The sequence below is a fragment of the Neisseria sp. P0021.S005 genome (assembly GCF_051956955.1).
In genome coordinates this window covers 1-9925 of sequence record NZ_JBQCWY010000080.1, presented here as the reverse complement: position 1 = coordinate 9925, position 9925 = coordinate 1, and the positions used below count along the sequence as shown (strand labels likewise).

Sequence of the window (9925 nt, the reverse complement as noted above, 5' to 3'; positions counted from 1 at the left end):
ATACTGAATATGAATAAAGTTCAAGGCCGGTCGGTTTACTATATAATACCGTCCAAACCAACCATAACTTACTCATTGCAGGGAAGATAATGAAAAAAGTGCTGATTGTGCATTACTCGCAAACGGGGCAGCTCTCCAGCCTGGCGCGAAATTTTGCCACGCCGTTGCAAACAGCCGGCATACAGGTCGATTGCGTCAATATCGTACCGGAGCAGGCGTTTCCGTTTCCGTGGCCGTTTTGGCGTTTTTTCGATACCTTTCCTGAAACCGTCCATTTAAAACCCGCCCCGATTCTGCCGCCGCACATTCCGTCCGAAAATTACGATGTGGTGGCCATTGCCTACACCGTTTGGTTCCTCTCCCCTTCGCAACCGATGACCGCCTTTTTGCAACGCGAAGAAACGCACCGCCTGCTGGACGGCAAACCGGTCATCACGCTTATCGGCTGCCGCAATATGTGGCTGGGCGCGCAAGAGAAAATGAAATCTTTGCTGAAACAAAACGGCGCCAAACTCATCGGCAACATCGTAAAAATCGATGCCTGCAACAGCGCGGCCAGTTTCATTACCACGCCCGCCTGGATGCTGACCGGCGACAAACGCTATTTCCGCTCCCTGCCCTCCGCCGGCATTGCTGAAGAAGAATTGGCGGATGCGGCGCGGTTTGGTGCGAAATTGCGCGATGCACTGTTAAACCAACAGCCTTTGGACGAAACCCTGTTTCAAAACATGGGCGCGGTGACAGTGAATGAAAAACTGATTTTCAGCGAACGCGCCGCCGGCCGCAGCTTCTTCGTCTGGGGCAAGCTTTTGATGGCGGCAGGCCGTATTTCTCCACTTTTGCGCCGTGCGCTGCTGTGCTTCTACATCGTCTTTTTATTGGCGATGATTTTGGTAGTTTTACCCGTCAGCGTAATTTTGAAAAAACTGCTGCATCCACTGCTCAAAGGCCGTCTGAAAAAGCTGGCGGACTATTATGCGCAACCGTCAGGCAGATAATACTTTTCAGACGGCCTCAAACCAGGAATCCATCATGCCCGAAGTTATCCACTACCCCGAACGCCGTCGCTTTCAAATCGACATTGACGGTTTGGAAGCAGGCTATATCAGCTATACCGAACACAACGGCGGCTGGGACGTAAACCATACCGAGGTTTCGCCCAACTTCCGTCATCGCGGCATTGCCAAACTGCTGGTGGACGCGCTGATGGAATACGCCGAAACACAACACATCCCGTTGACTGCAAGCTGCGACTACGCGGCGCGGTTTATCGGTTGATTATTTTGACAAACACATCATGACATCGAATAACACACTCAAAGACGTTTATCTCAACCGCGTTTCTGCCTTTTTGCCCAACGCCCCTGTCGGCAATGACGAAATGGAAGCCGTCCTCGGCATGGCAGGCGATGTGCCTTCACGCGTGCGCCGTATGATTTTGCGCTCCAACGGCATTTTGTCGCGCCATTACGCCATCGACCCCGAAAGCCGCCGCACGACGCACACCAATGCCGAATTGGCCGCCGAAGCGGTCAACGGCCTGTTTGCCCAAGGCGTTGCGGCAGAAGCCATCGGCAGCCTGGCCTGCGCCACTTCCTATCCCGACCAAACCATGCCCGGACACGGCGTAATGGTGCATGGTTTGCTGGATATGCCGCCTTGCGAAGTGTTCAGCATGGCAGGCGTATGCGCGGCAGGTATGGCGGCGATGAAACACGCCTACAACGCCGTACGCACCGGCGAACACGCACATGCGGTTTCCGTTGCTTCCGAAAACGCTTCGGCGGTCATGCGCGGCGAAGTGTTCCAAAGTGAAACCGACCATAAAAAACTGGAAAACGCGTCCCCCGAAATCGGGTTTGAAAAAGACTTTTTGCGCTGGATGCTGTCTGACGGCGCAGGCGCGGTGTATCTGTCCGACCGCCCCAATTCAGACGGCCTCAGCCTGAAAATCCGCTGGATAGACCTGCTTTCCTACGCCAACGAAATGCCACCTTGTATGTATGCCGGCGCAGAATTCCGCGACGGCGTATTTGAAGGCTGGAAACACGCCGATGCCGATTACGGCCGCCGCCACAGCCTGATGGCGGTCAAACAGGACGTCAAACTGTTGAACGAAAACATCGTCCGCTATACGGTGGAAAAACCCCTCTCCCAAATCGCCGCCAAACACGGCATCCGCGCCGAAGAAATCGATTGGTTCCTGCCCCACTACTCTTCCGGCTTTTTCCGCGACCGCCTTTCAGACGGCCTGAAAAATATCGGCTTCGACATTCCGCAGGGAAAATGGTTTACCAATCTGCATAGCAAGGGCAACACGGGTTCGGCCTCGATTTACATCATCCTTGAAGAATTTATGCGCACTTTCCCCATCGAACACGGCCAAAAAATCCTGTGTTACGTTCCGGAAAGCGGACGCTTTTCAACATGTTTCATGCTTTTGGAAGCAGTAAAGGCCGTCTGAATGAAGATTGACGACATCCCTCAAGACAACAGCGCCAGCTACCACGGCCACCGCAAAGTCATCTACGGCACCCGCGACGGCCACTACGAAGCGGCCACCAGCAACGGTTGGCAGGATGAAGCCTACGCCACCGAAATGGCAGTGTGTGAACTCGATGCCCAAACACAGGCCGCGCGCGAAGCCGTCGAAAAAGGCGAGTATTCTCCGCTGTACTACCATATGTTCCGCTGCCGTTATGATGAAACCGGCTTGGCCATGGCGGCAGGTGTATGGAAATGGCAGCTTCGTCGGCATTTCCGCCCCGAAGTATTCGCCAAACTACCGGCCAAAACCCTGCAAAAATACGCCGATGCCTGCCAAATCAGCATAGACAACCTCAAACAAACCGATATTTAAAGTCCCTCATGATTACCCTACATTCTCTCGAGCAATCCCGCGCCCTGCGCATTGTTTGGCTGCTTGAAATCCTCGGTACGCCCTACCGCCTGCAAACCTACTGCCGTCATCCTGACACTTTGCTCGCCCCTGACGAACTCAAAGCCATCCATCCCTTGGGCAAATCGCCTTTATTGGATGATGACGGCTTTATCTTGGCGGAAAGCGGCGCGATTACTGACTACCTGATTCAAACCTACGGCAACGGTCGTCTGATGCCCGAACGCGGCAGCCGCGAATACTGGCAATATCAACGCTGGCTGCATTATGCCGAAGGTTCGCTGATGCCGTTATTGCTGCTCGGACTGGTGTTCCGCCGGATTGAAAGCGCGCCCATGCCGTTTTTCGTCAAACCGATTGCCCGCAAAATCAGCAGTAGCGTCAAAAGCAGCTTTATCCATCCGCAAGCCGCCCTGCATCTTGCCCACATCAACAGCGAGTTGGAAAACCGCGAATGGTTGGTCGGCAACAGCCTTAGCGGTGCCGACATCATGATGAGCTATCCGCTGCAAGCCGCGGCCGACCGCTTCGATTTTGCCGACTACCCCAATATCCGTGCCTATTTGCAGCGCATCGAAGCGCATGAAGCCTACCGCCGCGCCGTTGAAAAAGCAGGTTCGCCTTTATTGAAACTCGACAAATAAAACAAGGCCGTCTGAAACGTTTTCAAACGGCCTGAAACCTTGGTTCACTTATCGAATAGCTTTGCGGCAAACGGCGTTTTTACCCAAGCGCCGCCCGAATGCTTTGTTCCCCCTCGCCGTTCCACTATAATGGCAATCCATATCCTTCTAAAAAATAACATCATGCCAACCGACAACCGCCCGACTCTTGCTATCGACACCAGCACATCCTTTTTGTCCATCGCATTGGAACATCAAGGCGAAATCCGCCTGTTTCATGAAAACGTCGGCACCAAGCAATCCGAACAAATCCTGCCGCAAATCGAGCGCCTCTTTAAAGAAGCAGGCATCACGGCCGCCGATTTGGGCTGCATCGTTTATGCACAGGGCCCCGGCGCATTTACCGGCCTGCGTATCGGCGCGGCGGTTGCACAAGGTTTGGCCACGCCGTTTGACACGCCCATGATCGGCATTCCCTGCCTCGATGCCGCCGCTTCGCTGTTGCCACCATCAAGCTGTGTACTGGCAGCCACAGATGCGCGTATGGGCGAAGTGTTCTACGCATGGTTTGATACGCAAAACCACGTCCGCTTGAGCGATTACACGGTTGGCAAAGCCTCCGCCATTGCCGCGCCCGAAGGCCAAACGCCTAGCGGCGGCATCGGTAATGCCTTTGCCCTCGCCGACAAACCGCCTTTTGACGGTCAAGCCGATATGCCGACCGCCGCCGACTATCTTAAACTTGCCCGCAGCGGCCGCTATATTGCTACTGACGCGGCACACGCCGAGTTGCTCTACGTCCGCAACAAAATTGCCCTGACCGCGCAAGAGCAAGCCCAACAAAAGGCCAAACCGTGAACCTGCGCCCAGCCGTACTTGCCGACTGCCCCACCCTTGCCGCCATCGACGCACAAGGCAATCCCTCGTCGTGGACGGCGCAACAGTTTGAGTCGGCGGTTCAACACCATCCCGACAGCGTTTGGCTCAGCCAGACCAACCACCAAATTACCGGCTTTATCGTGTGGCAAACCGTGTTTGACGAATCCGAGCTGCACCTGATTGCCGTTGCGCCAGAATACCGCCGACAAGGCATTGCATCCGCCCTGCTACAACACTGGCAAAACGCAGTGCAACAGCAAGACGCAACCCGATTGCTGCTCGAAGTCCGCGCAAGCAATGAAACCGCGCAACAGCTCTACCGCAAACACGGCTTCCAAACCTGCGGTCGCCGCAAAAACTACTACGCCCTGCCCGACGGTGGCAGCGAAGATGCCGTATTGATGGAGAAATCATGTTAAGCAGCCGCTATCTGCACCTGCACGAAGCCTTGGGCTTGGGCCCGATGTGGCTGAACCGAAACGCCAAAATCATCCATGCCGCGCCTCAAACCGCAACATCAGCCGCACCCGTCCGCCCCAAAACCATTGCTGCCGATACCGCGCAAACCGTGCGCACTTTATCCGCAGGTGCCCATCAGGCACGCACTGCCGCCATCGCTACTGCGCAAGCGGCCAAACCGGCTGTCCGCGCTCCCGAAGCAGCACCCAAAGCCATTGCCGAAACACCGACAAAAACAGAAAAAGCCGCGCATTCAGACAATCTGCCCCGCCTTGACGTAACCATCAGGCCGTCTGAAATCATGGTGGTCAGCATTTGCCCGTCCACCGAAGACAGCCTGCACGGTACACTGTTTAGCGGCGATGTCGGCACGCTTCTCGACAACATCCTCGCCGCCATCGGCCTCAAGCCCGAGCAGGCGCACAAAACCGCATGGGTCAAAACCGCGCCCGTATTCACTGCCCTGCCCGATGCCGAACACATCCGCTCCGAGCTTGCCGAAATGCAAAACGAGCTGACCGCTTCGCAAGCGCGCGCAGTATTGTTCCTCGGCAAAATCTTCGACAGCCCCGACATGATCGGGCTGATGAACGAATTGTGCGCAGAGCGGCCGCATTTCGTCATTCCCCACCCCGCCCGCCTGCTGATGCAGCCGCAACTCAAAGCGCAGGCATGGCAAATCTTAAAGCCATTGAAACAGCTTTTGGCCAAGGCCGTCTGAACATTCTGTTCAACCTGAAATCAGGTTTTTCACCAACAAAAAAGGGCGTGTTCGACACGCCCTAATGTTTTTCAATATTCCGCCGAATGCCAGAAAGGCTGACCCACCGTCGGCGTACTGGCGCGCGCTTTCTCACGCGCCTCCACAGGTTCCGCCTCATAAGCCAGACGGCCCGACTCGACCGCAAGCGCAAAAGCGCGTGCCATATTGACCGGATCGCCACTTCGGGAAACGGCGGTATTCAATAACACGCCGTCAAAACCCCATTCCATCACTTGCGCCGCCTGCGAAGGCAAACCCAACCCCGCATCGATAATCAACGGCGTGTTGGGCAGACGTTCGCGCAGGACTTTCAGCGCATAAGCATGAACCGTGCCCAGTCCCGTGCCAATCGGCGCCGCCCACGGCATCAACGCCTGACAGCCTGCGTCGAGCAGTCGGCGGCAGGCAATCAGGTCTTCGGTGCAATAAGGCAGTACTTTGAAGCCGTCTTTAATCAGGATTTCCGCCGCCTCGACCAGTTGGAACACGTCGGGCTGCAACGTGTCATCATCGCCGATAAGTTCGAGCTTAATCCAATCGGTATCAAACACTTCGCGCGCCATTTGCGCAGTGGTCACAGCTTCCTGTACGCTTTGACAGCCTGCGGTATTGGGCAACACAGGCACACCCATTTCTTCCAACAACGACCAAAAACCCTGCCCGTGCGCTTCGCCGCCGCTGCCGGCGCGGCGCAATGAAACGGTAATCATCGCCGGTTGCGCGATTTGAACAGACTGCTTGAGGATTTCCGGCGTCGGATAAGCAGCCGTACCGAGTAGCAGCCGTGAAGGGAAAGTTTCTCCATATAGGGTAAACATGATGGATTCCTTTGTAATATTATTTTTGGGGCGATAGCCTTCTGAAAAATCGGTTCAGATAGTTTCCAAATAGTTTTCAAGTCCTTCCGCGACCTTAGTCGGAATAAACTCGGTAATTGTGTATTTCGCTACGCCTTCTCGGTGAAATGGGTCTTCTGCAATTAACTTTTCCACCTGTTCCCTGCCTGATGCTTTCATCAGGATAATGCCGCCTGTCCGCGGCTGTTTGCGTCCAGACATCACAAATACACCTGCTTGATAATACCGTTCAAGATACGCAATATGCTCGGACAGGTAGGTTTCAACCGCAGCCAAGTCTTTAATATATTCCAACGATACGATAAACATTTCTTTTCCTTTTCTCAGCATTAAACCAATAGCGCAGCTATACACGCAGTAAAACCGCTTATCCGCCGACTACGGGGCGCACAATGTCCACTTTGTCGTTTTCGTTTAAAACCGTTTCCGCATACGCGCCTTTGGCGACAAACTGGGTATTGACGGCAACGGCAAACGGTTTCTGCGGCGCGGTTTGGGCGATAAGGTCGGCAACGGTTGTGCCGTTTAATGTGATGGCTTCATTGTTTAATATAATCTTCATAATGCTGCTCCTCTTGTCAGACTTCTTATTTTCAGACGGCCTTATTCATCCCACAAAGCCTGAAACGCTTTAACCACGGCTTCGGGATTTTCCGCTTCGGTAACGGCGCGGACGACGGCGAGGGAGGAAACGCCGGTGGCAAGTACATCTTCAGCGTTGTTCAAATCGATGCCGCCGATGGCGACGACGGGTATGCCGCGAGCCTGTTTCACATATTCGCGCAGTTTCTCCAAGCCTTGCGGGGCGGTGGGCATTTGTTTGGTCGTGGTCGGAAAAATCGCGCCGCTGGCGACGTAGCTAGGTTGTACGGACAAGGCGCGATCGAGTTCGGCAACAGAGTGCGTACTCAAGCCCAAGCGCAAACCGGCAGCTTCAATCGCGGCTAGGTCGGCAGTGTCCATGTCTTCCTGCCCGAGATGCACGCCGTATGCACCTGCGGCAATCGCTTCGCGCCAGTGGTCGTTGATGAAAAGCTGGGTTGCACTGTTTTGACAGGCTACGACGCAACGTTCGATTTCGCGTTTCAACTCGTCGCCATGCAGGATTTTACAGCGCAGTTGCACCGTGTCGGCACCTGCTTTGACCATGCGCTCGACCCAGTCAGCAGTGGGAACAACGGCGTAAAATTTCAGGGGAGATTTGAGTGGCGGGAAGGTCATAACGGCTCCGAAAGGAATAATTCGTTGTTATATTATCAGAAAAGGCCGTCTGAATAATATTTGTTTTCAGACGGCCTGATTGAAAAAATGAATATTGCCCTATTCGGCTTTGGCTTTATAAAAATATGAACATACTGATGGGTTATCAAAATGAGTGCCATATTGGCGCCCCACATTCGGAGACCCAACCCATGAAAAAAATTTCTCTTGTTAGCCGCCCTTCCCTTACTGTTTACCACTTATTCAAATGCCGCCACGCCTAAAGCGGAAGCTTCAAAACCAGCTTCGGCACACAAACAAACCAAGCAGCGTTTTTCCGGCAAAATCACCGGCTATCAAACCGCCGAGCATTTGTTCTCCGTACGCAAGGGCGACCGCCTGCGCATCAGTAAAACCGGCAGCCCTAACGCCTATTTCAACGTATGGGCACCCAAAGACGATGAAGCCGTATTTAACGGTTCGGCACAAGGCGATAAATTTGACGGTATCGCTACCCAATCGGGCAAATATAAAGTGCAGGTCTATATGATGCGCGCCCAAGCCCGCCGTAACACTACTGCCCATTACGCCGTAAACGTCATCAAAAACTAAGGGGCTGACGTAGATTAGCCCTAAATTCCACACCAATCTCGCAGGATTTTAAGCTGTTGAGACGGTGTGCCGAAGTTAAATCGAAATTCGCATTCTTTCAAGAACAGCGGGAAAGATTTGCGATCGATTCCGTTGTATTTTCGCAAGAAACGTTTTGCCTGATTCCAAAAATTCTCAATGCCGTTAATGTGGTTCTGACGGTCGACAAATTCCTTGGAATGGTTGATGCGGTAATGGATAAAACCGCTCACGTCCAACTTATCATAGCTGCTCAGGCTATCCGTGTAAACAATGCTGTCCGGCATGATTTTCTTTTTGATGACAGGGAATAACGTTTCAGACTTGGCATTATCCACCACAACGGTATAGACCCGTCCGTTGCGTTTCAGAATGCCGAAGACAACCACTTTTCCTGCCGCACCTCGACCACGTCTGCCTTTACGCTGTCCGCCGAAATAGCTTTCGTCCAGCTCGACAGAGCCCTCGAAAACCTCATCGGCAGCCAAGGCCAAATGATGGATGATGACATACATATTTTGCGGTAGAATAGAGTTATTTATCCTGCGACTAGGTAGAAGGCGCGGAAAGTCCGGCAGAACTGGTCAGCCTGATTGAAAGCGGCGACTACGAAGCCCTGCTTGCCGAAGATTCGGACGAACATGGCCAAGGCCACGAACATCATTGCGGCTGCGGCTGTTCCCTCGGCTGAGTCAGCCTGCCCATATTATCTACCGCCTCGATTTTCATATTAAAAGGAGACTTACCAGCATGATAAGCAAAGCAAAATTCAATACCGTTGTCGGCAGCATAGGAGCGGCAATAGGTATTTTCGTATTTGTCGCCTATATCCCCCAAATTATCGCCAATATGCAAGGGGCAAAGGCGCAGCCGTGGCAACCCCTGTTTGCAGCAGTATCCTGTCTGATTTGGGTTTTGTACGGTTGGAGCAAAGAACCCCGGAAAGACTGGATTCTGATTATACCCAACGCAGTCGGCGTGATATTGGGATTTCTGACTTTTCTGACTTCGCTTTAAACAAGGGGCTAATCTACGTCAGCCCCAAAACTAAACGCCCTCATGATGTAAAGCTTTAAAAAACAGCAAAGGCCGTCTGAAAATTGAAATTTCAGACGGCCTTTTAAACGGTTTGAAAAGGACGTATCGAACACGTCTTTTTTTTCCTATTACAACAGGAACATGGTTGCTAATCCCAAGAAAATCAGGAAGCCGCCGGAGTCGGTAACCGCGGTAATCAGCACCGAGCTGCCCAATGCCGGGTCGCGTCCGGCTTTGTCCATCATGACGGGAATGAGGACGCCGACGGTCGCGGCTAGCAAAAGGTTCAAGGTCATCGCGGCCACCATGACCAAACCGATGCCGATGTTGCCGTAGAGCAGCCATGAAATCACGCCCATTACCGTGCCCCAAATAATGCCGTTGACGAGGGCGACGCCGACTTCTTTTTTCAGCAGGCGGCCTGCCTGCGTACTGGTCATTTGTCCCATTGCCATGGCGCGGACGATCATGGTGATGGTTTGGTTGCCGGAGTTGCCGCCGATGCCGGCGACGATGGGCATCAGCGCAGCCAGTGCGACGATTTTCTCGATACTGCCTTCAAATGCGCCAATTACGC

General features: G+C 53.5%; 15 protein-coding genes and 1 pseudogene. 10 read left to right on the top strand and 6 right to left on the bottom strand.

All coding sequences use genetic code 11. The features are described from left to right. The first annotated feature begins 89 nt into the window (after positions 1-89). The 8 genes from ACTHUE_RS06780 to ACTHUE_RS06745 all read left to right on the top strand — a co-directional run bounded on the left by ACTHUE_RS06780 (position 90) and on the right by ACTHUE_RS06745 (position 5581). Entirely contained in the window at positions 90-998 is a 909-nt protein-coding gene (locus ACTHUE_RS06780; RefSeq protein WP_004518954.1) for a hypothetical protein, read from the top strand. A gap of 34 nt (positions 999-1032) precedes the next feature. Next, a complete protein-coding gene (locus ACTHUE_RS06775; protein WP_049336668.1) occupies positions 1033-1278 on the top strand; it encodes a GNAT family N-acetyltransferase in 246 nt (81 codons plus the stop codon). 19 nt (positions 1279-1297) lie between these two features. Then, entirely contained in the window at positions 1298-2464 is a 1167-nt protein-coding gene (locus ACTHUE_RS06770) for a beta-ketoacyl-ACP synthase III (RefSeq protein WP_049336655.1), read from the top strand. Next, positions 2465-2860, top strand: coding sequence for a hypothetical protein (locus ACTHUE_RS06765; protein WP_004518957.1), 396 nt, complete (start codon positions 2465-2467; stop codon positions 2858-2860). An 8-nt stretch (positions 2861-2868) separates the two neighbouring features. Next, positions 2869-3543 (top strand): glutathione S-transferase family protein, encoded by a 675-nt coding sequence (locus ACTHUE_RS06760; RefSeq protein ID WP_004518958.1) that lies wholly within the window; start codon positions 2869-2871, stop codon positions 3541-3543. Between the two features lie 129 nt (positions 3544-3672). Beyond that, complete coding sequence (gene tsaB / locus ACTHUE_RS06755; protein WP_004518959.1) at positions 3673-4380, top strand: tRNA (adenosine(37)-N6)-threonylcarbamoyltransferase complex dimerization subunit type 1 TsaB; 708 nt, start codon at positions 3673-3675, stop codon at positions 4378-4380. Further along, entirely contained in the window at positions 4377-4820 is a 444-nt protein-coding gene (gene rimI, locus ACTHUE_RS06750; protein WP_004518961.1) for a ribosomal protein S18-alanine N-acetyltransferase, read from the top strand. Before tsaB ends, rimI begins: the two co-directional genes overlap by 4 nt. Continuing rightward, on the top strand, positions 4814-5581 hold the full coding sequence (locus ACTHUE_RS06745) for a uracil-DNA glycosylase family protein (RefSeq protein WP_004518962.1): 768 nt from the start codon (positions 4814-4816) through the stop codon (positions 5579-5581). Before rimI ends, ACTHUE_RS06745 begins: the two co-directional genes overlap by 7 nt. Before the next feature lie 71 nt (positions 5582-5652). On the opposite strand, the gene ACTHUE_RS06740 is transcribed toward ACTHUE_RS06745, so the two are convergent. Genes ACTHUE_RS06740 through thiE form a run of 4 tightly spaced genes read right to left on the bottom strand, consistent with a single transcriptional unit; the run spans position 5653 to position 7701 of the window. Next, on the bottom strand, positions 5653-6441 hold the full coding sequence (locus tag ACTHUE_RS06740) for a thiazole synthase (RefSeq protein WP_004518963.1): 789 nt from the start codon (positions 6439-6441) through the stop codon (positions 5653-5655). A gap of 54 nt (positions 6442-6495) precedes the next feature. Then, positions 6496-6789 (bottom strand): YciI family protein, encoded by a 294-nt coding sequence (locus ACTHUE_RS06735; protein ID WP_039861865.1) that lies wholly within the window; start codon positions 6787-6789, stop codon positions 6496-6498. A gap of 58 nt (positions 6790-6847) precedes the next feature. Beyond that, positions 6848-7042: a sulfur carrier protein ThiS gene (gene thiS / locus ACTHUE_RS06730; protein ID WP_004518965.1), complete on the bottom strand. Its 195-nt coding sequence runs from the start codon at positions 7040-7042 to the stop codon at positions 6848-6850. Between the two features lie 41 nt (positions 7043-7083). Continuing rightward, complete coding sequence (gene thiE / locus ACTHUE_RS06725) at positions 7084-7701, bottom strand: thiamine phosphate synthase (protein WP_004518966.1); 618 nt, start codon at positions 7699-7701, stop codon at positions 7084-7086. Between the two features lie 207 nt (positions 7702-7908). Here thiE and ACTHUE_RS06720 point away from each other — a divergent pair, with 207 nt between their 5' ends. After that, positions 7909-8292, top strand: a complete 384-nt coding sequence (locus ACTHUE_RS06720; RefSeq protein ID WP_004518967.1) for a hypothetical protein — start codon at positions 7909-7911, stop codon at positions 8290-8292. Between the two features lie 20 nt (positions 8293-8312). On the opposite strand, the pseudogene ACTHUE_RS06715 reads toward ACTHUE_RS06720, so the two are convergent. Further along, positions 8313-8842, bottom strand: a pseudogene (locus tag ACTHUE_RS06715) (IS1595 family transposase); the annotation flags it as partial. Between the two features lie 218 nt (positions 8843-9060). Between ACTHUE_RS06715 and ACTHUE_RS06710 the strand changes: the two are divergent. Continuing rightward, on the top strand, positions 9061-9327 hold the full coding sequence (locus tag ACTHUE_RS06710) for a SemiSWEET family transporter (protein WP_004518970.1): 267 nt from the start codon (positions 9061-9063) through the stop codon (positions 9325-9327). A gap of 149 nt (positions 9328-9476) precedes the next feature. Here ACTHUE_RS06710 and ACTHUE_RS06705 read toward each other — a convergent pair. Further along, positions 9477-9925: magnesium transporter (locus ACTHUE_RS06705; RefSeq protein ID WP_440423156.1), on the bottom strand; the 449-nt coding region annotated here is incomplete at its 5' end.